This is a genomic window from Phyllobacterium sophorae (genome assembly GCF_003010965.1).
Taxonomy (GTDB): domain Bacteria; phylum Pseudomonadota; class Alphaproteobacteria; order Rhizobiales; family Rhizobiaceae; genus Phyllobacterium; species Phyllobacterium sophorae.
In genome coordinates this window covers 276,147-299,301 of record NZ_PGGM01000005.1, presented here as the reverse complement: position 1 = coordinate 299,301, position 23,155 = coordinate 276,147, and the positions used below count along the sequence as shown (strand labels likewise).

Genomic DNA, 23,155 nt, shown 5'->3' with positions numbered 1-23,155 from the left:
TGCGAAAGTAATAAATTTCATTCCCCGACCTCAGCTGCACGACAATTCCTGCAGTCTGATGTGCCGTAAAAGCGATTGAAAGTCAAAGTGCAGCGGTGCCGGTTTACGCGTAGCGCTTTTCTGGTTCACCCTGGCTCCCGCTCACGGCGGGATGAGAATTGATGGCGGTAATCACAGCAAGCGCCGCGAGGGAATTGACGTCCCTGTTGCCGCGATTGAATGCTGTCATCACTGTTTCGGCAATGATTTTCGCTTCTTCGTCCGTGCTTGACTTCACCACGAGCGTCGCCGCCGCCTTATCGTAGGCAGCTTGCATCACATTCCAGTCATCCTGGGAGTAGGTCGGATTAGGAGGATTGTCGAAAGGCATGGAATTGTTCCTTTCTCTCTCATTGAACTCCAGCGACGCAAGAATCGTAACGCGCCAATTGTGGCATGGCAAATTGAAAAGAATTCATCCGGATTTGAAAGGGCTTACCGCACTGCAGCACCCGTCCGTTACGCTTGAAATATGGCAAAGTGGAACCGATGAAATAAGCCGGCTTCCTACCGCGTGAACCGTTGAAGATGGCGGGCCAGATACTGACTAATGCGGGGACGGCTCGGCCTCGCTCCTTTCCCTTATGTGACGCGAAAGGCGCGACCATCGCGGGCTGAACCATGGCGTGATCAGCGATACTTTCTCGAAGCGCTGACTGGCAAAGGAAGGGTCGTGTTCCTCAAAGGTCCAGACCTTGAAATTCGTCAGCTCATGGGGGCCGAACGTATGGATCAACGGGATATCAGCGGCGTCCCGCCCGCGCGCCACGACAATCCGGCCGATGCGCCGTTGATTGTGGCGTGCGTCGAATGTGTGCCATTTACCCCCGAGGAACACTTCGAACCAGGCGTTGAAATCCATCGGTGCCGGGTCGGGCGGAACCCCGATATCGCCCAGATAGCCATTGACATAGCGCGCGGGAATATTCATGCATCGGCAGAATGCAACTGCAAGATGCGTGAAATCCCTGCAAACGCCGGCGCGCTCCTCGTGCGCCTGCATGGCAGTGCGTGTCGCCCGCGCAAAACCATAGCTGAATGTCAGGCGCTGATTCACGTAATCGCAGATCGCTTGAACTCTGCCCCAGCCCGGTTTGATATGGCCGAACAGGTTCCATGCAAGGTTGCTCAGCTCGTCGGTTTCGCAGTAGCGGCTGGCCGAAAGATAAGTAAGGCATTCAACGGGCACCTTGTCCACGCTTACTTCCGCCGCGTCCTCGTCGACGGGGTCGGGCCTGCCATCATCATTGACGACGGCATCGTATTTCAATGACAGATTGCCGGCGGGCGCTACCAAACGCAGACAGCGATTGCCGAAAAGATCGCGAAATGTTTCCAGCCGCACGTCCGGTGTAGCCGTGGGACCCCGCTCGCACTGAATATCCGGTATCCGCGCCGATTCCAGATTGAGATAAGTGTTCATAGGGGTTGGTTCATTGCATCTGATGGCAATTTCGTAGCCGACGCGGATCAACATAGGTATCCCTCCCAACTTTTGAGGAAAACGCAGTGACCCAGTTCAGGTTCCACACCCGGAATTTATAAATGAGGTAACGCCCCGCTGATGCGCAAGTGCGGTTCAGTCGCCGGTCACGTCGGTAATCTTCAGTATTTGTTGACCATACCCCCATACAATTTGAAACGAAAGACCCTATGCCGCGTTGCGGCTTGAGTGGGTGATCCGGGAGACGCGTGACGCGAGAACAGCGAGTTTTTTCCTCGCTTTAGAATCGATTGGAAAGATCATGGCAGCAAAACCCGTGGCTTCGCGCCACCCCATGGCGAGTGTCGTCCGCGATCAGGTTCTGCGACCGGAATTCCAGCAAGCGATGAAAAGCGCCAACCCAATACCAGCCGCAAAAAACGTTCCAAAGCGCTTTCTTGACCTGCTGGACCGTCTCGACGCCGCGGAGGCACGCAAGAAAAAGGGCGATTGAGGCGTCTCGCGCTCAGTTTTGTCGATGTATGAGATCGGCCTGAAAATCAGGATGAGCGAGCCGGCTGGACTTTGCATGGTTGACAATACTGCCAAAGGACAAAGCAAAGGCGAGGAAAATAAAAAACACAATGCCAAGACGCTGAACAAGCATGACAGATACCCCGTGGAACGCTGCGATGATATACGTCTTGACCTGAACGCTGCCTGAACCTGACATTCACTCGATATTTCGAAAGATTACCAATTCCTTGTTTTCATGCCCTGATCTATGCTGGGAGGCGCGCCATTCCAAGCAATCAGCAAGCGGGGCGGAACGACCATGAACAAGGCTTTCGACGCAATCATCATCGGGGCGGGACAGGCTGGGCCATCCCTTGCCGGGCGGCTGACGGCCGCTGGCATGAAGGTCCTCATCGTCGAGCGCAATCTGTTCGGCGGCACTTGCGTCAATACGGGGTGCATGCCGACGAAGACCCTCGTCGCCAGTGCCTACGCGGCCCATCTTGCGCGGCGTGGAGGTGATTACGGTGTCACCATCGACTCGCCCGTCCGTATCGACATGAAGCGCGTAAAGCAGCGGGCAGCTACCGTGTCCGCGAACTCGCGTGGCGGTGTCGAAAAATGGCTGCGCGGCATGACGGATTGTACCGTCATCAAGGGGCATGCCCGCTTCACCGGGCCGCACGAAATCGACATCGATGGCCAGGCTTTCACGGCCCCGCGCATCTTCATCAATGCCGGCGGCCGCGCAAATGTTCCCGACATGCCGGGCGTAAAGGATGTCGATTTCCTGACCAACACGTCGATCCTGGCGCTGGATACCTTGCCCAGACATCTGGTCGTGGTTGGCGGCAGCTATATCGGGCTCGAATTCGCGCAGATGTACCGGCGCTTCGGCGCAGAGGTGACCGTGGTCGAAAAGGGGTCACGGCTCGTTGCGCGCGAAGACGAAGATGTTTCAGTTGCGATCAAGGATATTCTGGAAGCCGAGGGAATTTCATGCCGGCTCGACGCGGAATGCATCTCCTTCAAACGGCATGCGGATGGCACGCAAGTCAATCTCGATTGCAGTACAGGTTCACGCAATGCTGTCGGCTCGCACGTGCTGCTGGCGATCGGAAGGCGGCCCAACACCGATGATCTCGGCCTCGACAGGGCCGGCATCAAGCTCGATGAACGCGGTTATGTCGAGGTCAACGACCAGCTTGAAACGAATGTCACGGGCGTGTGGGCGCTTGGCGACTGCAATGGACGCGGCGCCTTCACTCATACGGCCTATAATGATTTCGAGATCGTCGCGGCGAACCTTCTCGATGGCGAAGACCGCAAGGTCAGTGATCGCATTCCTGGCTACGCGCTCTATATCGACCCGCCGCTGGGACGCGCGGGAATGAGCGAGACGCAAGCCCGCAAGACGGGAAGGGCGCTGCTGGTTTCCAAACGTCCGATGACCCGTGTTGGCCGCGCAGTGGAGAAAGACGAAACCCAAGGATTCATGAAGGTCGTCGTGGACGCCGAAACCAAGAAGATTCTCGGCGCGGCCATATTGGGCACCGGCGGCGACGAGGCCATCCATGGCATACTTGACATAATGAACGCCGATGTCGGCTATTCGACCTTGAAATGGGCTGTGCCTATTCACCCGACCGTCTCCGAGTTGATCCCGACGCTGCTCGGTGACCTCAGCGAGCCGAACTGACGTGTAGGCGGTTGATTGACGCCAATGTCATATCGACTGTAAACCGCTCATTATTGCCCAACGGGAGTTTGTTGCCATCTGAGTTCGTTGTTTTTTGCCAATTGCTTGCGGCTTTTCCGCCGCAACGTGCGCTCCGCTTTATTGAATTTATTGTGAATGTGAGATTGATATGTTCAGAGATTTTAGCCTCGCCATGGGCACAATTGCTATTTTTTGCGCCACGGGAACTGCCTGTGCCCAGCAAGCGCCATCTGCGGCAGCTGCTCCCCCTCAGCCTCAGCAGGCAAGCGAGCCTCAGGTACGGTCGGTCCAGTATCAGGATTGGTTCTACCGCTGCGTGGACATGAAGGCAGCGGACGGCACGATTGTCCCGAATTGTGAAGTGGCGCAGGTGGCGCAAGTCAAGCAAGGCGACACGGACGTCAACGTGCTGACTTTGGCCATTGCCCCAACGGCCCTCGACCCCGTTAAGAAAGACAAGAAGCAGGCGCCAGATCTTCTGCTGACAGCGCTCGTCCCCCTCAACATTTTCCTCCCATCGGGATTTCTGATTGAAGCGGATGGCAGTTCCATCACTGAAATCAGTTACCGCAATTGCAATGAAGCCGGCTGTTGGGCCCAGCAGAAGCTGGATGCAAAAGTGGTCGGTGCCTTGCAGAAGGGGACGAGCGGCGGCGCCCGCCTTCGGCTTATGAATGGGCAGAATATCAACATCAAGTTTTCGCTGAAAGGTCTGACTGACGCGCTGATCGCGCTGCAAAAGCCCATGATCTCCCAGTAGCCGGGGCCTTGGTCATGGCTTCGTACATCGTTTGTGCATTGGCACTTCGGCTTATTCCATGACGGCACTGTGTTCCGCAGGCGCGGCGTTCGGCGCGGGTCTGCGCAGCAGCAGAACCAGCGGGATAGACACGATCGACATGATCATCAACAGCTTGAAGTCGTCCATATAAGCAATGATCGTCGCCTGCGTCGTGATCATCCCATCCAGTGCCGCGCGACCTGCGGCCTTCAGCGGGTCGAGATGCTGCATCACAGCCGGAGCATTGAACGCGTGATTGAAGGGCGTGACATAGGCGGCGATCGACGCATGATTGGACTGCACGTTCTCGGTGATCAATGCGGTAACGACAGCAATGCCGACACTTGAGCCAATGTTGCGGGAGAGATTGTAGAGGCCTGTACCTTCGCCGCGCATATGCGCAGGCAGCGTAGCAAAGGCGATAGTGGTCAATGGCACGAAGAGGAAGCCAAGACCGGCACCTTGGACAAAACCGACCGAGACAATCGTCCATTGCGACACGTCCGGCGTCCAGCCGGTCATGTCATACATGGCCCACGCGGTCAGGCTGAAGCCGAAGATCAGCAAGGCGCGGGTGTCGATCTTGCCGATCATCCGCCCGACAATGAACATCGAGGCCATCGTCCCGATGCCGCGCGGCCCCATGACGATACCGGCCGTAATAACCGGGTAATCCATCAGGGTCTGCAGATAGGGTGTCATCAGGGCAAGCGAGGCGAGATAGGTCACGCCGATGACGAAGATGAAGAACATGCTGACGGAGAAATTGCGGTCAAGGAACAGGCGCGGATTGACGAAGGATTTCGTCGCCGTGAAGGTGTGTACGAGGAACAGATAGAACGCACCTGCGCAGATCAGGGCCTCGATCTGGATCTCGGTTGACGAAAACCAATCCAACTGTTCGCCGCGGTCGAGGAAAAGCTGCAGCGTCGCAATGGCAAGGCTCAACGTACCGAAGCCGAACCAGTCGAGTTTGGCGCTCGCCTCGCGCGTCGTTTCCGAGACGAAGGCTACAATACCGAAAAAGGCCAGCATGCCGATTGGAACATTGATGTAGAACACCCACCGCCAGCTGATGTTATCGGTAAGCCACCCGCCGATGACCGGGCCTAAAACCGGTCCGACCATCACCGAAACGCCGAACAGCGCCATGGCCTTGCCGCGCTCCTCCACCGAGTAGATGTCGAGGAGGATACCCTGAGACAGCGGCACCAGCGAGGCGCCGAACAGGCCTTGCATTAGCCGGAAGACCACGATCTGCGGCAGGGACTGGGCAAGTCCGCATAGAACCGAGGCAGCGACAAAGCCGACAATGGCAGTGAGCAGCACATTCTTGCGGCCGAAGCGTGCTGCAAGGAAGCCGGAGGGCGGCGTCATGATCGCAGCGGCGACGATGTAAGAGGTCAGGACCCAATTGATCTGATCGGCGCTCGCCGAGACGCTGCCCTGAATGTATGGCAGCGCCACATTGGCAATCGTCGTGTCGAGCGCCTGCATGATCACCGCCAGGATCACGCAGGCGGTGATAGCGCCGCGATTGACAATAGCCGGCGCGGCGCTTGGGACGGCAGCAGTGCTAGACATGATCCTTGCGACCGAATAGCCCGAGCAGGTCTTCAGCAAACTCGGGCAAGCCGCGGGCGTGGCCGGTGTCGACACCCACAGTGACGCTCATGCCGACGCGCAGAGGAGGCTTGCCTGCCATGTCGTCGATGCTGACCAGCATGGGGATGCGCTGAACCACCTTGACCCAGTTGCCCGTCGTGTTCTGCGCCGGCAACAGCGAGAAGCTGGAGCCGGAGGCGGGACTGATGCTGGCAACTGTGCCCTTCCACTGCACCCCCGGATAGGTGTCGACGCTGATTGCGACCGGCTGACCCTGGTGGACATAGGTGAGCTCGGTCTCTTTCGGGCTCGCGGCGATCCACATATGCGTGGTGGAAACGAGGCTGAAGCCCGACTGCGATGCCTGGAGATAGGCGCCAACCTGCAACGCGCTGACATTGGTGACAATGCCGTCGAACGGCGCGCGGACAATGGTCCGGTCAAGATTGTGCTGGGCATTGTCGACGGCCGATTGTGCCTGAAGAAATGATGGGTTCTGCTCGACGGGTTGGCCGGCATTCCCGCCAAGCTGCGCCAAAGTCGCGGCTGCTTCCGCCTTGGCGACGTCGACTTTCTGCTGTGCCGCGTCCAGATCGTGCTTGGCCTGATCGTAGGTCGCTTTCGAGGCAAACGAGTTGGCGTTCAGATCCTGCTGGCGTTGCAGTGACTTCTGGAAGAATGGGATGTCGGCTTCCGCCTGCGTGATTTCCGCGAGCGACTGTTTGTAGCTGGCTTCGAGATTGAGGATCTGGTTGCGCACGACGCCAAGCTGTGCCTGGGCACCGGCGACGGCGATGCTGTAGACGGAGGGGTCGAGGCGGAACAGCACTTGGCCCTGCTTGACCTTTTCGTTGTCGTGCACTTCGATCGACTGGACAATACCGGATACATCGGTGGAGACGCCGACAATATCCGCTTGGACATAGGCATTGTCGGTAGACATGACCTGCCCGCCGGTCGCGTAGATATAGCCGCCCGCAATCAGAACCACCGGAAGCAGTGCAAAAAGGATCGGGCGCTTGAGATTGCGGGGGCGTGCCGGCGCGGCAGCCGCCACAGGCGCCGTTTCCGCGGCGCCGTTCGGCGGAGACGGCGTTTCGGGCGCCGTGTTGCGCTTTTCCATCACCAGGTCGTTGGCTTCATCCGGCTTGGCGGGGATGCGTAAGGAAGGTGAACCATCAGCCATGATTTTTCTCTTTGTCCTCGACCGGCGTTTGGCAAGCGCCGATCAAATTTGTCTTCATAAGGGTCAGGGTGCGGACAAGGTGTTCGCGATCGTCGTCCGAAATATCCGCAAGGGCTTCGGCGCGTGTCGATTCTCCTATCACGCGGATGGAATCGAGCAGCGGACGGGTTTCCTCCCGCAGGAACAGCAGCCAGATACGGCGGTCGGTCGGATGCCGCCGGCGCTCGACCAAGCCCCGTTCCTCCAGCTTGTCCAGAATGCGAACAAGCGTAATCGGTTCGATTTCGAGGATTTCCGCAAGACCGGCCTGATGGATTCCCTCATTCTTCGAAAGATAGGCCAGCGTTTGCCACTGCGACCGGGTCAGCCCCAGGCATTTCGCGCGCTGCTCGAATCGCTTGCGCAACAGCCGGGCGACGTCGTGCAGCAGAAAGCCAAGGGTCGGTGCATTATTCATGATGAGAAGGATGCTATTCATAAGGGAGCTTATAACGACCGTGCATATAGCAGGCGTGCTGGGTATAAAAAAGGCGTCAGCTTGCCTCAACTGCAAAAAAAGCCATGCTACGCATTCAATATATCGTGAAAACCGGTGGTTTCGTTAGAGGTCGAGGATCCAGGTTTGACCCTTGAGATCATGCCCGAACGAATGATGCTCCTCCTCGTCGACGAGCTGAAATCCGGTAGTCTGGTAGATGTGCCGCGCCGATGTGAGTATGTCATTCGTCCATAGCGTAATCTGGCGATAACCGAGCTCTCGTGCGCGCTCCACGCACTTGTTCACGAGTTCCCGCCCGATGCCAAGACCACGGGCGCCTGGCTCTACATAAAGCAGCCTCAACCTGGCGACGGCCGGGTCGCCGGTCTTCATGAGAAACACGGATCCGGCTATCGAGCCTCCATGATCGGCAACCCAGCCATCTTCGCGCTTGGGATCAAAATTGGCGACGAATTTTGCAAAGATATCGCAAACGAGCCCCTCGTACGTCCAGTCCCAACCATATTCCTCATGGTAGAGAACAGCCTGCCGGTGTGTAATCCACCCAAGATCGCCGGGCCGGAGATCGCGATAGGTCACAATATTCTGTTGCTTATCGCCGTCGAGAATGCCGTGGATCTCGCGCATGGATGCGATCAATTGCTGGCGTGCGTCGTGGCCCAGCGGTGTCAGCAGCTTCTCTATTTGTAACTGCGAGCCCCGGTCCAGAACGGCAAAGGCCTGGCGTCCCACCGGCGTAAGTGAAATGAGCCGGTGCTTTCCATGTTCAGGACTCGCTCGACCGCTGACCAGATCGCGCTTGGCGAACCGTGCCAAGATCCTGCTGAGATGAGCTTTATCCATTCCCAGATTGCGGCCGATATCAGCCGCCGTTTGCTCACCATTCTTTGCAAGCTCGTACAGGACACGGGCCTCTGCCAAGGTGTAGTCGCTCGCGAGCAAGTGCTTGTCGAGCAGACCGATTTCCTTGGTGAAGAATCGATTGAATCTACGGAATTCCTCAACAGCGTTCATGGCGAGACCCTATGTTGTCAGTGACAACATACTACGTGCCCCAATGACGTGGCAAGCATCAAGTTGGGTTCAAGCGACTTTCGCGTTTGCAGGATGCCTTGGGCGAGGACAATGACATCGCAACATCCCGTGGGCTTTTGCGCGAGCTGGCAACGTTGCCACCAACTGAGTGGAACAAGTTGGATCGTCTGGAACTTTTTTGACCCACTGGGATCACCGATCGGGCGACTTCGTTGGACCGGTGTTCCCTGTTGCAAATCCCGTCCATGTGGATTCGATATTCAGCCAGGTATTCTTTGGTTGAAATGATTTGAAACCAGTGCTCCCGGACAGGGAGGCGGTTCCTCGATCGAAGACATTCTTGTAAAGGATCGTGTTGTACTTGCGCGAACTATACAGGGGCGGGGCTTTGAAGTTCCCATCATGGGTCCACATCAGACGGAACGCGTCGATGAATCCATACGGAAGTCCTTTGAACCTGTTTCCTTCAAAAACGGTGCCATTATAGTCGGCGCCATTGTAACCCCAAGACTCGTATTCAACGCCAATGTGCGCCAGATTGCTGAATGTGTTCTTGCGGTAGATGTTGCCCAGGCCCCCCCAAATTCCGGCAATTCCGGAATCTGTGAAGGTGGTGCCGACATAGAGGCCGCTATTGCTGTCGGTGACCGTGTTGTTCGAATATTGCAGGAAATAGGGGCTCAGGCCAAGGGTCGAGGCCAGCGCAACGGTCATCATCCCATGGCGCATCTGGGATATTTGGTTGCGGTCGACGATTGCATCGTAGACGTTTCCGTAAAGCAGCACCGCGGTGGAGTCAGAATCGTGTTCGGCGTAGCTTGAGCGGCCCTGAAACACGTTGTTATACACCGCCATTTGGGAGGCGGTCGCAGCCAATGCGAACCGGCTTGAGCGATCCGGAATTACATTCCATGGTCTATCCAAAGTCGCGACATCCCGGCTCACTGAAGAGATGTGACGGCGTTGACCAGCTCCCTTGCCGCCGACGATAACCAGATCTTGTCCTCCGGGTTTCGACGAGGCCGGCAATGAATCGAAGGTGACCGTATTTGCGGTGGCGTCCTTGAACCCACCCTTCAACTCACTGTTGACGATCTCAAAACAGATCTGTTCACCCTTGTTGCAATCAACTTTCGAGCAATCATGGGGTGCCGCCTGATGGGACTTATTGTCTCCCCAATACATGTTTTTCATGCTGCCGAAATGACCTTGGGCGACGAAAAACCGGCCGATGCCATATCCGTCGTCGCGGGTCTCATCGGCATTGGCAAGGTCGTTGCCAATCATTGAAAAATCACGGCCTCCCCAAAGCGAGACGACGGACTCGCCGTATCCGGTCATCCGAAATCTGTTGCTGGTCATGAATATCTGGCGGCTGCTCCCGTAGAACGATCCGTTTTCGACCAGTTCGGAAGAGTCGAAATATAGACCCGAGGAGTCATGCGATTCCACAGCGGCCACACCCCAGGCGTTGAGCCGAACCGTTTGTAAGCGCAGGTTCGAGACCGAAGCAATCCACAACAGCGGGTGGGAGCCGGTTTTGCCATTGGCGTTGAGCGTGAGATTTTCAAATTGCCCATTCTGGCCGGGACCGTCAATCATGCTGTCATCGATATTCGTATTCAGCCGAATTTCTGTGAACTCCATGCCGTCGCCCATCCAGCGGACGTTGCTGGGTGCATCAAGCCTGGACGCTATGAGGTAGGTGCCGGACGGAAAGTACACCGTTGAAGGAGCCGCGCTTTGGGCCGCCGCCAATGCGGACTTGATAGCGCGAGTATCATCAGCAACGCCACTGCCGGCCGCGCCAAAGTCCCTGATGTTGAAAATCTGCCGATCCTGACCCGCCCAGGGGCTCCGGTCGAGAACACTCAAAGTCAGGGGGCCGCTCCAACCAAAGCGGCCGCCGTGACCATTGTGGATCCAGACTTCGTAGGATCCCGCCGCCAGTTCCGGAATCTTGAAATCGACCTTGAAGGGATTGACGGAAAGGGGCGTTACGTACTGACCGGTACCGCGCCCGGGTTTGATATAAATGAATGATGTCGACGTGCCGTTAGACTTGGACAGATTACGGCCGTAGACCGAAATCATGGTTCCCGAAACAGCGCTTTCCGGTCCTAACCACCAGCTCTCGGTCCGATTGATGGCGAACGGCTTGCTGCGTATCCCTTCACGTTCCGGCCAAACCAGATACATCGACCAGGCAGGCAGAGACTGGGGCAGGAGTATCGTTGCCGCAACGTCGTCAGCACGCAATGATGGAACTGAGATCACTGATCCATCTCGCGCAGCCGCCGCTTGTGCGAAGACGTCGAAGCTTGTCCCTTTGTCCAGCTTTACGCCGGTCATCGAGACAATTTCGTCGCGGTCCGCTGTTTTTGAAATCTCGGCTATTGACGGGCCCGCAGTGCTCATGGCGTAGGCCGGGGGATCGAAGGCATCGATGCCGACAGGCAGCATGGGCTCCGGATCGGGAACAGGAAATCCGAAATCGCCTGGTATCGCGTTCACCTGCGCGGGTTGAGAAGCTGTCGAAGCTGCTATTTTCCGGACTGTTTCAGGGCTCCAGTCATTGCCGGCCGCCTTTGCGTTCCAGGCAAAAGCCGCCAACGCGATCCAACCAGCGATCAGAAACCAGAGGAGCTTTATGCGTCGGTCCATGCCTGAGGCCCCTGCCGCTAAGTCGTCCCAGCGATGAAGCCAGAATCCAACGTCATTTGGAAGACCGAATCGAGGCCGCACATACAAATTGCAATACTTACGGGAAAATGGTGCCGCTTGCGTGACTCGAACACGCGACCCCATCATTACGAATGATGTGCTCTACCGACTGAGCTAAAGCGGCAGGGAAGTAACTTCCCGGTCCTTGAAACCGGCATCAGTAACGTGTGCCGAAGGATGACGCGCCTGATACCTTCATTGCGCTGCGATTGCAAGCCTTGTCATGGTGGCATTTGAACACGCAGCGGTGGAAGCCGGCAATTCACGTGTACTTATTCGCCGAGGGCGGCGCAAATTAGAATTTTTCTATTTTGCCGATAGACAAGCGCGCAGGAGCGGTTAATCTTCATCTACCACATGAAGTCCGGAAGAGACGCATGAGTCAACGTTCTGGGAGGAACCTATGGCCAAAGTGGAATTGTTCGTGAATGGGCGTGCCGTCACAGGCGAAGCTGAAGACCGCACACTGCTTGTACACTTCCTGCGTGAAAATCTTGGACTGACGGGCACCCATGTTGGGTGCGACACATCGCAATGCGGTGCATGCATCGTCCATGTCGATGGCCGGGCGGTCAAGTCGTGCACGATACTGGCGGCTCAGGCTTCCGGCTCTACGGTTACGACGATTGAAGGCATTAGCACCGACGGTGAGCTGCACCCACTCCAGGTTGCGTTCCGTGAAAACCACGCACTTCAATGCGGATTCTGTACGCCGGGCATGATCATGAGTTCGGTCGATATGATTCGACGGCATCCGCATGGACTCGATGAGGCAACCGTGCGCGCGGAGCTCGAGGGCAATATTTGCCGTTGCACCGGCTATCACAACATCGTCAAAGCCATACTCGATGCGTCGGACAAAATGAGCAAGGGCGCTGTCAAGGCCGCCTGATCATCTGAATTCAGTCTTGCAGCCCGCTTGCCCCGGAGACTTGGACATTTCTCAAGGCAAAGCGCCTGCGACAGGGAGAAGTAGCCATGGGTGTCGAAGGTATCGGAGCACGCGTTCTTCGCAAGGAAGACAAGAGGTTTCTCACCGGCAAGGGCCGCTACACCGACGATATGGTCGTGCCCGGCATGAAGCATGCTGCCTTTGTGCGCAGCCCCCATGCCCATGCGAAGATTGTGGGCATCGACACCGCGGCCGCGAAGAAGATGCCCGGCGTCATCGGTGTCCTGACGGGCAAGGAGCTGAAAGCGGATGGGATCGGCAATCTGATCTGCGGCTGGATGATTCATTCGAAAGATGGCAGTCCCATGAAGATGGGCGCGTGGTCGCCGCTTGCGACCGATACGGTGCGCTATGTTGGCGACGCAGTGGTTATCGTGGTCGCCGATACAAAGGGGCAGGCGCGGGATGCTGCCGAGGCGGTCGAAATAATCTACGAAGAACTGCCTGTCGTGGTCAGTGTTGTCGAGGCCCTCAAGGAGGGTGCTCCGCAACTCCATCCTGAAGCGCCCGGCAATTTGATTTTTGACTGGGACCTCGGGGAGGAAAAGGCGGCGAACGACGCCTTCGCCAAGGCAGCCCACGTCACAAAAATGGACATCGTCAACAATCGCCTTGTACCCAATGCGATGGAACCTCGAGCCACACTTGGCGTCTACGATGCGGCGGAGGACCACTACACGTGCTGGACGACCTCACAGAATCCGCACGTCGCGCGCCTGGTGTTGAGTGCATTCTACAATGTAGCGCCTGAAAACAAACTGCGCGTCATAGCCCCCGATGTCGGCGGTGGTTTCGGATCGAAGATCTTTATCTATCCGGAAGAAATCATCTGCCTCTGGGCATCGAAAAAGACCGGCGTCCCCGTGAAATGGGCGGCCGATCGGACTGAAAGTTTCCTCGCCGATGCCCATGGCCGCGATCATGTTACCCACGCGGAGATCGCGTTTGACAAGGATAATAAAATCCTTGGTCTCAAAGTTCAGACGATCGCCAATCTCGGCGCCTACATGTCGCTGTTTTCGAGTTCCGTACCGACCTATCTCTACGCGACACTTCTCTCTGGACAATATGACATTCCGGCCATCCACGCCAATGTGAAGACCGTCTATACGAACACGGCGCCGGTCGATGCCTACCGCGGGGCCGGGCGGCCAGAAGCCAGTTATGTGCTTGAGCGCATTATGGAAACCGCAGCGCGTGAATTGAAAGTCTCGCCGGCGGAGCTTCGGAGGAAGAATTTCATACGGTCCTTCCCGCACCAGACGCCGGTGGTCATGAATTATGATGCGGGCGATTTCGACGCAACGCTGGACGCCGCCATAAAGGCCGCGGACTATGCGGGCTTTGAACAACGCCGCGAGGAAGCCGCCAAGCGTGGCAAGCTGCGTGGGATCGGATTGAGTTGCTACATCGAAGCCTGCGGCATTGCACCTTCGGCCGCTGTCGGTTCGCTCGGCGCCGGCGTCGGATTGTGGGAAAGCGCCGAGGTCCGGGTCAATGCGGTCGGCACGATCGAGGTCCTGACAGGCTCGCATTCACACGGACAGGGCCACGAGACGACCTTCGCACAGCTCGCAGCGGAGCGCTTCGGCGTTCCGATCGATAGCATTTCGATTGTCCATGGCGACACCGACAAGGTGCAGATGGGCATGGGCACCTATGGGTCGCGTTCCGGCGCGGTCGGCATGTCGGCCATCGTCAAGGCGCTGGACAAGGTTGAAGCCAAGGCGAAAAAAATTGCTGCCCATCTTCTCGAAGCAGACGAAGGCGATATCGAGATCAAGAACGGTGATGTGAGGGTTGCAGGCACGGACAAATCGTTACCCTGGTTCCAGGTGGCGCTGGCCGCCTACACGGCTCACAATCTACCCTCGGGCATGGAACCCGGATTGAAAGAGGGAGCGTTCTACGATCCTTCCAATTTCACCTTCCCGGGAGGCTGCCATATCTGCGAAGTCGAGGTCGACCCGGAGACGGGCGTGACCGAAATCATCCAGTTCGTCGCGGCTGACGATTTTGGCAAGATTATCAATCCGATGATTGTCGAAGGGCAGGTGCATGGCGGCATCGCGCAGGGCATCGGACAGGCGCTGCTGGAAGGCACACACTATGATGATAGCGGGCAGCTGCTGACGGCCAGCTACATGGACTATACGATGCCACGTGCGCAAAACCTGCCGTCATTCGACGTAATGACGACGGAAACGCCTTGTCCCTCCAATCCGCTGGGCATCAAAGGTTGTGGCGAGGCTGGCGCAATCGGTTCGCCGCCTGCCGTGATCAATGCCATCACTGATGCGATCCACAACAACGACCTGGCCATGCCGGCGACGCCGCAGACTGTGTGGGCCGCCATCCAGGCCGCGAAGTGAAGGGGAAGCGCCATGTATGAGACAAAATATCATCGTGCCAGCTCAGTCGAAGGGGCCGCAAGACTGATGGGCGAGGCAGAGGACGGCAAGTTTCTTGCCGGTGGAATGACGCTGATCCCGACCATGAAGCAGCGCCTGGCATCGCCGAGCGATCTTATTGATCTGAGACGGATCGAGGCGCTGAAAGGCATCACGATCAATGGCCGCACGATACGGATTGGCGCGGTAACCACTCACTATGATGTCGCGACCCACGAGGAACTCGCAAAGGTCTGTCCGGCGATCGCCAGTCTCGCCAGCCATATCGGCGATCCGCAGGTGAGAAATATGGGCACGATTGGCGGATCCATTGCCAACAATGATCCAGCGGCCGACTACCCCTCGGCGATGTTGGCGCTGGACGCAACCATCATCACCAACCAGCGGTCCTTACCGGCGTCGGAATTTTTTGTTGGCTTGTTCGAAACGGCGCTCGAGCCGGAGGAGATCGTTACTGCGGTGGAATTTACTGCGCCGGACAAAGCCGCCTACAAGAAGTTTCCCAATCCAGCATCGCTCTATGCGATGGCGGGAGTCTTTGTCGCCAAAACCGGCGAGCAGGTAAGGGTAGCTGTGACCGGAGCGGGCGAGAACGGCGTTTTCCGCCTTGAAGACGCAGAAACCGCCTTGGCCACCAATTTCACTCCGGCGGCACTGGATAGCCTCACGGTCGATCCAGACGGGCTCCTGTCCGACATGCACGCATCTGCCGATTACCGCGCCAACCTGGTGAAAGTCATGGCGAAAAGGGCGGTGGCTGAGGTCGCGAACAGACCGATGTAAAATGGTTTGCTGCAAGGCTGCACATTCGGTGATCAAGAATTGGGCAGAGGATTCGAATTCCTCCGCGCGGCACCAGTGACTGTTCAGCATCATGGCCAAAATAGATATACGAGGTGCCGTTCTCCTCGCTTGCAATCCCGCATGATGCCTTCAAAATGTCCCAATAGGGATTGATCTGTGAGGTTGTCTGTAACGCGCGCCTTCAAGACATAAACAGCTCAATGAGACCGACGGAATCGCTCCGCGATAACGTCTGTAGTCAATTGCTGGATTTGTTGGGTTGGAAGACCGGTTGCGGTGCACAGATCATGATTTGAGAAGGAGACCATGATGATGAAGACTCTTGCGATGACGCTTGCCGCGGCGTCGCTGGCTCTTGCCGGCCCGACAGCTGTTAATGCAGCCGACGTCCGGACATACAAGGATCAAGGGCCGCGTGGTGGCGTCCGGATTGGTTATCTCGATTGCACGATCGGCGGCGGGGTTGGCTATGTCCTTGGCTCGGCCAAGGAAATCGATTGCGGCTTCCATACGGCAGTCGGCAGCGAACGTTTGGATCACTACAGCGGAGCGATCAGGAAGGTCGGCGTCGATCTTGGCTTTACGACGCGCAGCCGGCTCATCTGGGCCGTGTTCGCACCGACGGCCGGCTACCACCACGGCTCGTTGAGCGGCGTTTATAGCGGCGCTACCGCCGAGGCGACGGTCGGGGCCGGCATCGGCACAAACGTCCTGTTTGGCGGCACCGCAGGCTCGGTCCATCTTCAGGCGGTCAGCCTGACGGGTCAGATCGGTCTCAACGTCGCGGCGACCGGTACATCGATGACACTCGCGTCGGTGAACTGAAACCTGTGGTTATCCAGCCCCTTTCGCAGCAGCCGAAGGGGCTTTTGCCTTGGCGGACGCCCTCATCCGGGGCGCTGATCGCCATTACCCGGATCACCGATTGAGCTTCAGGGGTGTCACGTGAAAATAGTCGTCCGACTTTTGTTGCTGGTGGTCTGTCTCGCGTCGTCACCGGGGATTGCGCGCGCTGAGTGGCAAGCTGTCGAGAAGGTGCAAACCTACACTATTGCTGGCAAATCCGGCGCTGACCTCTATGCGTCGATCGGCGAGAATGGGCCCAAGGTCGGCGGTTTGACACGCACCATCGCCCATACCAATTTCAAGCTGACATGGTCGAGGAAATACGAAGCGCAAGGCGGCGGAGCTTGCACTTTGGTTTCAGCACGGCCAAAGCTTGTCATCACCTACACGCTGCCCGAACCGGCAGGCCAACTGCCGCCTGCGGCCGCCAAGAATTGGGAGACGTTCATCGCAGGTGTCCGCAGCCACGAAGTGGTGCACGGCGATATGATCAAGGAGATGGTGCAGGCAATCGAGTCCTCAACCGTGGGTATGTCTGTGCCGGACGACCCCAAATGCCAAAAAATCAAGACCGAGTTGACGAAACGCCTTTCGGCGCTCTCGCTCGCACAGCGGCAGCGAAGTCGGGATTTCGACCGGACTGAACTCAGCAAGGGCGGCAATATCCATCAGCTCATCCTTGCATTGGTAAATGGCTCGTAGAGGAAATCGAACAAAACTACTTTACAGCACGTGCTATCACGCCACCCAAGTTGATTCAGATCAGTGCATCTTGGCCAGCGCGGCCGCAAAGAAATCCTCGCCTCCAAAGTTCCCCGATTTCAGCGCCAGTAGCATATCACCATGGGTCGTGCCGATTGTCCGCAACACCGGCACCCCGGGGGCAATCTCCGGCCCGATCAGAAATGCTGGGATGCCGAGCCTGTCCACGGCTGCACCGGATGTCTCACCGCCAGCGACCACAAGGCGCCGCACGCCACGTGTCACGAGCTCGGCCGCAATGGTTGAAGTGGCCGTTTCGATCGCGTGACCCGAAGCTTCGCGTCCATATTGCGATTGCAGCCGGGCGACCGTTTCGGGGGGCGCACTTGCCGCGACAATAACCGGACCGGCTGAAATGCGGTCGCCGGCCCAGGAGATCGCAGCATTTATCTCGTCCGAACCGGCAAGCAACTTTTCAGGGTCAAGCCTTAGCACTGGCATTGTCTGTTCGGCGACGGCGATTTGCTGGAGCGTCGCTTTCGAGCAGCTGCCAGCAACAATAGCGGCCAGCCCGCCAACGGGGCCTACGGCGCCGGCTGCGGCTTCGGTCCGCAGAGCCGTCGGGCGGGAGCGCACCAACGCGCGGGCAAGCCCGAGGCCCAGTCCGGATGCGCCAGTCGAAGCGCGTGTTTGGAGTGCAACAGCACCGAGCGTTTCCAGATCATGTTCGAATATTGCATCTGCAATCGCCGCGGTGAAACCCTGCGCTTGGAGACTGTCGAGCCGTGCCTTTACGGCCTCTGGTCCAGCCGCGACTGTCACCAGGTCGATTAGACCGACAGTGCCGCGTGACTGTCTGGCCAGGACCCGTACGAGGTTGGAATCGTGCATCGGATTAAGGGGATGGTCCTTGAGCGGACTTTCGTTCAGCGGTTGTTCACCGACGAAGAGATGACCGAGATAGACTGTACGGCCGGTCTCAGGGAAGGCAGGGGTCACCAATGTCAGCCCATCGCTTAGTGCTTCGGTGACCGGGCCAATATTGCCGGCATCGGTGGAATCGAATGTCGAGCAGATTTTGTAAAGCACATGGCTCGCGCCGCGTTGGCGCAGCCACCGATCGGCGACCGTCGCAGATGTCACGGCCTCGGCTGCAGCAACCGAACGGATTTTCAGCGCGATAACGACCGCATCAACGTCAGGCAACGCCAGTGCCGAATCGGGAATGCCGACCGTCTGGACGGTTCTCAGACCGTTCTTCGTCAGTGTATTGGCGAGATCGGACGCCCCTGTGTAGTCGTCGGCAATGGATCCAAGCAGAATAGCCATCGTCTAGCTCCGTGCAAAAGGTCTGAACCAACCCAAACCGTCCAGTGTATGTCCTCGGGGATTGTATTCGCAACCGACGAAACCTGCATAGCCAAGCCGGTCTATTTCCCCGAACAGAAAGGGATAGTTCAGCTCTTCCCCATCGGGCTCGTGGCGTGAAGGCACACTGGCGATCTGGATATGGCCGATGATCGGCAGCAAATGGCGCAGAGCCATCGTCACGTCGCCATGCATGATCTGGCGATGATAAATGTCGAACTGGAGTTTCAGGTTTGGCAGGCCGAGTTTTGCTATCAGCTTTTCGGCTGTATTGAAATCGTCGAGGAAATAACCGGGCATGTTACGTCCGTTGATTGGCTCGAGGACGAGGTCGATTCCCGCTTCGGCAAGCCGCCCCGCAGTGTAGATCACCGAGCGCTGGTAAATAGCCGCTGCCTCGTCGTCGTGAGAATCAGCAAGGCCCGCCATCAGATGTAACCGCTTTACGCCCGTCGCCGCGGCATATTCGAGTCCCCTCTCCACATCCGATTTCAATGCATTGAACCGTCCGGGAAGAGCGGCAATACCACGCTCGCCCGCAGCCCAATCCCCCGGGGGCAAATTGAACAGCACCTGCTGCAGGTTGTTGCGAACAAGTCGCTCGGCGATCGCTTCCGGCGCAACGTCGTAGGGAAAGAGATACTCGACGGCGGCAAATCCTGCATCGGCGGCAGCGTCGAAGCGGTCGAGGAACGGCCACTCGTTAAACATCATCGTCAGATTGGCGGCGAATACCGGCATCATTGCTCCTTCCTATCAACTCTGCGGCTTGCCGCTCAGACCTGGCAGTTGTGTACCCGAGAGCTGGGCGTAGAGCCGTGCGAGAGAGGAGTCGTCGTCGCGGCCCATGCCGGCACCCGAAGCGGCCAGATACATCTGCAAGGCTGCCGCGACGAGCGGTACCGGGTAGCGCTCCGAACGGGCCATATCCTGAACGATGCCGAGATCCTTGACGAAAATCTCGATCGTGCTCAGGGGGGCGTAGTTCCCCGCCAGCACATGCGGTATCCGGTTTTCGAACATCCACGAGTTTCCGGCCGATGCCGTAATCACCTCGTAGACTTTGTCGAGGTCGAGCCCCTGCTTCGCAGCGAAGGTTATGGCCTCGCACGCGGCGGCGATATGTACGCCCGCAAGAAGCTGGTTGATCATCTTGAAGGCGGCACCGGTTCCGGCCGCGTCGCCGAGTTCGTAAATCTTGCCGGCCATGGCGTGAAGAGCCGGACGGGCGGTGTCGAAGGCTCGCGGGGAACCGGACGCCATGATCGTCAGTTCTCCGCTCTCCGCCTTTGCTGCCCCGCCGGAAACCGGTGCATCGAGATAATGAAAACCGAGGGCCTCGACACGTTGTGAAAGGTCGCGCGCGACCGCCGGGTCCATGGTTGCAGACGAGACGAACACCGCCCCCGGCCGCATCGTTTCCGTGACACCGCCGGCACCGAAAAGCACGGCCTCGGTCTGTGCGCTATTGACGACCACCGAGACGACAATGTCCGCGTCTTTTGCGGCGTTCGCGGGTGTGGCCGCGCCACGGCCGCCATCCGCGATGAAGCGATCAACCGCCGTTGGCGCAATGTCATATCCGGTAACGTCGAGACCCGCGCGTTTCATCGACCGGGCCATCCCGAGTCCCATTGACCCAAGGCCGATCACTGCCGCCACGACGGTGCGACCAGGAGCTTCAGAGAGCGATGACATGACGATGTTCTCCAGTCTGCCAAGCGAAGGCAATATCTCCAGGCGCCAGCTGAAGGACTAAACGTTCCCCTGCGCGTCCAGGGTAGATTATGGTAGCGCTGTCATTTTTGTAGTTTATTTTGGCAGCGCTGCCAACACGAAATTGGTAGCGCTGCCAAAAAAACTTGATTATTGGCAAGAGACCGTGAAGATGTTGGCTGAAAATCCGCAACCGCCCTTCGGATATTGCCGTCCAGTTGGCGCGTACTGCCGAATGCGAATTCAAGAGGGAACATGGATTTCAAGTACGAGACCGCGGTGACACTTGCGCAGGTCGCCGAGGCGGCCGGTGTCGGGGAAAGCACGGTTTCACGCGTTCTGCGAAACCATGGTTCGTTCTCCGGCAAGACCAGGGACCGGGTTATGGCGGCCGTTGAGCGGTTGGGCTATGTGCCAAACCGGATAGCCGGAACGCTGGCCTCCGCCGGTTCGCGCCTCGTGGCTTTTGTGGTTCCCTCGCTCTCCAATATCGTATTTGCCGATGTGCTGCGAGGGGCGAGCAGCACGCTGGAACAGAACCAGCATCAGGCGGTTTTCGCCGTCACCGACTACGACCCGGCAAGGGAAGAAGCGCTCGTTGCCTCCATGTTGGCTTGGCGGCCCGCAGCCGTGATGCTGGCGGGTTACGAGCACACCCAAGGTACGGTCAGGATGCTGCGCGCCGCAAGCTGCCGGATTGTGGAATTGCTCGATATCGATGGCGTTGCGCTGGATCTGGCGGTTGGCTTTTCCAATCACGATGCGGGCTGCCGAAGCGCACATTATTTGTTGCAGCGGCATTATGGCCGGATCGGCTATGTGGGTCACGATCTGGAGCGTGATACCCGTGCCGGCAAACGCTATGCCGGCTTTTGCGAAACACTGAGTGCGGGCGGCAGCCCGCTTGTCGATCGGGAAATTCACGCCGGGGCGTCGTCGGTCGAAAACGGGCGCTTGGGGCTCGAACGGCTGCTGACGAGAAGTCCGGATCTCGACGCTGTGTATTTTTCCAACGACGACATGGCGCTGGGTGGCTATTTTCATTGCTTGGCGCGCGGGATTTCAATCCCGTCGCAGCTGGCAATTTTTGGCTATAACGGCCTCGATATCGGCCGGGTAACGCCGCAGCCTTTTTCGACCATCCGCACACCCCGTGTCGCGACGGGACAGGTGGCGGCGCAACTCGTTGTTGAAAACGCGCCGGCACAAGTTGTCGATCTCGGTTTTGAACTGATCGAAGGGGCAACGGCGTGACAAGAGGGAATTCCAATGTCTGATACACGATTGCGTGAGGAAATCTGCCGATACGGCCGGTCCCTGTTTGAGCGGGGACTGACGCCGGGTTCATCGGGAAACATATCCTTGCGAATGGATGATGGCGGCTGGCTGGTAACACCCACCAACGCATCGCTGGGCTTCCTCGACCCGGCCAGACTCTCCCGGCTCGACGCCACAGGACGGCTGCTATCAGGTGATAAGCCGACTAAGGAAATTCCTCTTCACTCTGCGCTTTACGAGACTCGTGGAAGCGCTCGCGCAATCGTGCATCTGCATTCGACCAACGCCGTTGCCCTGACAATGTTGCCAGAGATCGACCCGCGCGCCGCACTTCCGCCGATGACGCCCTATTATCTCATGCGGGCCGGCCAGACGGCTCTCGTGCCCTACTATCGTCCAGGAGATCCGGCTGTCACGGATGCCATTCGTGGCCTGGCGGGCAAGTATTCATCCGTGCTGCTTGCCAATCACGGCCCCGTCGTGGCGGGTGATAGTCTTGAAGCCGCAGTTTTTGCGACTGAGGAGCTGGAGGAGACAGCAAAACTCTATCTGATCTTGCGAAACCTGAACCCCCGGTACCTTAGCCCGGAACAGGTGGCGGATCTCGTTACCACCTTCGGCCTTGATCTGCCTTCGCATGATGACCACGATCACTAGCTTCGACAATTGACATAGCGAACACGCACCTTCGTTTCTAAAGCGCGGCTTCGTTCAACCGCAATCATACGACAGATTTCACGCGTTCCCATCCGTTGGCCAGATGGGTGTCCAGCTCCTGCGCCAAGGTTTCTGCGTCACGTGCTTCAAGCGCGGCGATGATACGCTCGTGTTCGGCGACTGCACCTGCCCAACGTTCCGCACCTTCATGCCCGATAAAGCGGATGCGTTTGACGCGCGATTGCAGCAGACCGTGAACTTCGGCAAGCGGAGCGTTATCGGCGAGGGCGACGATCCCGGTATGGATCTGCTGGTTCAGCTTGTAATATTCGAGCCGCTCCCCCGCCTTGTAGTGCCTGACCATCGCATCGTGCAGCACGCGGATCTGTGCGATCCCTTCGTCACTCGCCTGTACGCATGCGAGGCGGCCAGCAAGCATTTCCATCGACCGGATGACGATGAGCATATCTTCAACGTCTTTCGCCGAAAAGCGTTTGACCACAGCCCCACGGCTTGGCACCAGCTCAACCAATCCCTCGCTGGCCAGAAACTTCAGCGCCTCTCGCAGGGGTGTACGCGATACGCCAAGTTCTTCGCCGAGCTGGTTTTCATAGATGCGCTCTCCCGGTTGCAGGTCACCCTCGATGATCATGTCGCGCAATCGCGTGACGATCTCGCCATGCAGCGATTGGCGGGAGATCGTGGCTACTGTCCGCCGTCCGGCCGGTTCAATCACGTCTGAAGCCATCATTACCCTCCATTTTCATTCGTCAGCTCAACGCGCGAGTCTGTTGTTCACGCTCATTTTCGCACTGGTCGCGGTAAAATGATACAGCCCTTCATACGTTATTTTTTATACTGTATACAAAATGCTTGCATCCTAAAAGCATTGC

At 57.8% G+C, this 23,155-nt stretch carries 22 protein-coding genes and 1 tRNA gene; 11 read left to right on the top strand and 12 right to left on the bottom strand.

The window, feature by feature from the left end; all coding sequences use genetic code 11:
- Window positions 1-103: 103 nt before the first annotated feature.
- Together CU103_RS14020 and CU103_RS14010 are read right to left on the bottom strand one after the other, a co-directional pair.
- Window positions 104-370: a hypothetical protein gene (locus CU103_RS14020; protein ID WP_106664539.1), complete on the bottom strand. Its 267-nt coding sequence runs from the start codon at window positions 368-370 to the stop codon at window positions 104-106.
- A gap of 216 nt (window positions 371-586) precedes the next feature.
- A complete protein-coding gene (locus CU103_RS14010) occupies window positions 587-1,516 on the bottom strand; it encodes a transglutaminase-like domain-containing protein (protein ID WP_106664537.1) in 930 nt (309 codons plus the stop codon).
- A gap of 268 nt (window positions 1,517-1,784) precedes the next feature.
- Between CU103_RS14010 and CU103_RS14005 the strand changes: the two genes are divergently transcribed.
- The 4 genes from CU103_RS14005 (at window position 1,785) to CU103_RS13990 (ending at window position 4,458) form a co-directional block, all read left to right on the top strand.
- Window positions 1,785-1,976 (top strand): hypothetical protein, encoded by a 192-nt coding sequence (locus tag CU103_RS14005; protein WP_106664536.1) that lies wholly within the window; start codon window positions 1,785-1,787, stop codon window positions 1,974-1,976.
- A 51-nt stretch (window positions 1,977-2,027) separates the two neighbouring features.
- The gene (locus CU103_RS31410) at window positions 2,028-2,186 is read left to right on the top strand and encodes a hypothetical protein (RefSeq protein WP_162707224.1); all 159 of its coding nucleotides are present in this window, start codon (window positions 2,028-2,030) and stop codon (window positions 2,184-2,186) included.
- A gap of 111 nt (window positions 2,187-2,297) precedes the next feature.
- Complete coding sequence (locus CU103_RS13995; protein ID WP_106664612.1) at window positions 2,298-3,677, top strand: FAD-containing oxidoreductase; 1,380 nt, start codon at window positions 2,298-2,300, stop codon at window positions 3,675-3,677.
- A 169-nt stretch (window positions 3,678-3,846) separates the two neighbouring features.
- Entirely contained in the window at window positions 3,847-4,458 is a 612-nt protein-coding gene (locus tag CU103_RS13990; RefSeq protein ID WP_245448783.1) for an invasion associated locus B family protein, read from the top strand.
- Between the two features lie 51 nt (window positions 4,459-4,509).
- Here CU103_RS13990 and CU103_RS13985 read toward each other — a convergent pair whose 3' ends face one another.
- The 6 genes from CU103_RS13985 to CU103_RS13960 form a co-directional block, all read right to left on the bottom strand.
- The gene (locus CU103_RS13985) at window positions 4,510-6,063 is read right to left on the bottom strand and encodes a DHA2 family efflux MFS transporter permease subunit (protein WP_106664534.1); all 1,554 of its coding nucleotides are present in this window, start codon (window positions 6,061-6,063) and stop codon (window positions 4,510-4,512) included.
- On the bottom strand, window positions 6,056-7,270 hold the full coding sequence (locus tag CU103_RS13980) for an HlyD family secretion protein (RefSeq protein ID WP_106664533.1): 1,215 nt from the start codon (window positions 7,268-7,270) through the stop codon (window positions 6,056-6,058). Before CU103_RS13980 ends, CU103_RS13985 begins: the two co-directional genes overlap by 8 nt.
- Window positions 7,263-7,727 (bottom strand): MarR family winged helix-turn-helix transcriptional regulator, encoded by a 465-nt coding sequence (locus tag CU103_RS13975; protein WP_106664532.1) that lies wholly within the window; start codon window positions 7,725-7,727, stop codon window positions 7,263-7,265. The genes CU103_RS13980 and CU103_RS13975 overlap by 8 nt, the downstream gene beginning before the upstream one ends.
- A 144-nt stretch (window positions 7,728-7,871) precedes the next feature.
- The gene (locus tag CU103_RS13970; protein ID WP_106664531.1) at window positions 7,872-8,783 is read right to left on the bottom strand and encodes a bifunctional helix-turn-helix transcriptional regulator/GNAT family N-acetyltransferase; all 912 of its coding nucleotides are present in this window, start codon (window positions 8,781-8,783) and stop codon (window positions 7,872-7,874) included.
- Window positions 8,784-8,996: 213 nt separating this feature from the next.
- Window positions 8,997-11,468, bottom strand: a complete 2,472-nt coding sequence (locus CU103_RS13965; RefSeq protein ID WP_245448781.1) for a glycosyl hydrolase family 28-related protein — start codon at window positions 11,466-11,468, stop codon at window positions 8,997-8,999.
- 108 nt (window positions 11,469-11,576) lie between these two features.
- Window positions 11,577-11,652: transfer RNA gene (locus CU103_RS13960), tRNA-Thr, on the bottom strand.
- A 279-nt stretch (window positions 11,653-11,931) separates the two neighbouring features.
- Here CU103_RS13960 and CU103_RS13955 point away from each other — a divergent pair.
- The 5 genes from CU103_RS13955 (at window position 11,932) to CU103_RS13935 (ending at window position 17,243) form a co-directional block, all read left to right on the top strand.
- On the top strand, window positions 11,932-12,420 hold the full coding sequence (locus tag CU103_RS13955; protein WP_106664530.1) for a (2Fe-2S)-binding protein: 489 nt from the start codon (window positions 11,932-11,934) through the stop codon (window positions 12,418-12,420).
- A gap of 86 nt (window positions 12,421-12,506) precedes the next feature.
- On the top strand, window positions 12,507-14,852 hold the full coding sequence (locus tag CU103_RS13950) for a xanthine dehydrogenase family protein molybdopterin-binding subunit (protein WP_106664529.1): 2,346 nt from the start codon (window positions 12,507-12,509) through the stop codon (window positions 14,850-14,852).
- A 12-nt stretch (window positions 14,853-14,864) separates the two neighbouring features.
- Entirely contained in the window at window positions 14,865-15,674 is an 810-nt protein-coding gene (locus tag CU103_RS13945; RefSeq protein WP_106664528.1) for an FAD binding domain-containing protein, read from the top strand.
- A gap of 330 nt (window positions 15,675-16,004) precedes the next feature.
- Window positions 16,005-16,520: a DUF992 domain-containing protein gene (locus CU103_RS13940; RefSeq protein ID WP_106664609.1), complete on the top strand. Its 516-nt coding sequence runs from the start codon at window positions 16,005-16,007 to the stop codon at window positions 16,518-16,520.
- A gap of 120 nt (window positions 16,521-16,640) precedes the next feature.
- Window positions 16,641-17,243 (top strand): DUF922 domain-containing Zn-dependent protease, encoded by a 603-nt coding sequence (locus CU103_RS13935; RefSeq protein ID WP_106664527.1) that lies wholly within the window; start codon window positions 16,641-16,643, stop codon window positions 17,241-17,243.
- Between the two features lie 60 nt (window positions 17,244-17,303).
- On the opposite strand, the gene otnK is transcribed toward CU103_RS13935, so the two are convergent.
- Genes otnK through ltnD form a run of 3 tightly spaced genes read right to left on the bottom strand, consistent with a single transcriptional unit; the run spans window position 17,304 to window position 20,309 of the window.
- Complete coding sequence (gene otnK, locus CU103_RS13930) at window positions 17,304-18,572, bottom strand: 3-oxo-tetronate kinase (protein WP_106664526.1); 1,269 nt, start codon at window positions 18,570-18,572, stop codon at window positions 17,304-17,306.
- 3 nt (window positions 18,573-18,575) lie between these two features.
- Entirely contained in the window at window positions 18,576-19,352 is a 777-nt protein-coding gene (gene otnI / locus CU103_RS13925) for a 2-oxo-tetronate isomerase (protein ID WP_106664608.1), read from the bottom strand.
- Window positions 19,353-19,367: 15 nt separating this feature from the next.
- Window positions 19,368-20,309, bottom strand: coding sequence for an L-threonate dehydrogenase (ltnD, locus tag CU103_RS13920; protein ID WP_106664525.1), 942 nt, complete (start codon window positions 20,307-20,309; stop codon window positions 19,368-19,370).
- Window positions 20,310-20,582: 273 nt separating this feature from the next.
- On the opposite strand from ltnD, the gene CU103_RS13915 reads away from it, so the two are divergent.
- Both CU103_RS13915 and otnC read left to right on the top strand, forming a co-directional pair.
- Window positions 20,583-21,581 carry a LacI family DNA-binding transcriptional regulator gene (locus tag CU103_RS13915; protein ID WP_106664524.1) on the top strand — a complete coding sequence of 333 codons (999 nt, stop codon included), beginning with the start codon at window positions 20,583-20,585 and terminating at the stop codon, window positions 21,579-21,581.
- A 15-nt stretch (window positions 21,582-21,596) separates the two neighbouring features.
- Window positions 21,597-22,262, top strand: coding sequence for a 3-oxo-tetronate 4-phosphate decarboxylase (gene otnC / locus CU103_RS13910; RefSeq protein ID WP_106664523.1), 666 nt, complete (start codon window positions 21,597-21,599; stop codon window positions 22,260-22,262).
- A 64-nt stretch (window positions 22,263-22,326) separates the two neighbouring features.
- Here the strand turns inward: otnC and CU103_RS13905 are convergent, their stop codons facing one another.
- On the bottom strand, window positions 22,327-23,010 hold the full coding sequence (locus CU103_RS13905) for a GntR family transcriptional regulator (protein WP_210203758.1): 684 nt from the start codon (window positions 23,008-23,010) through the stop codon (window positions 22,327-22,329).
- Window positions 23,011-23,155 lie beyond the last annotated feature (145 nt).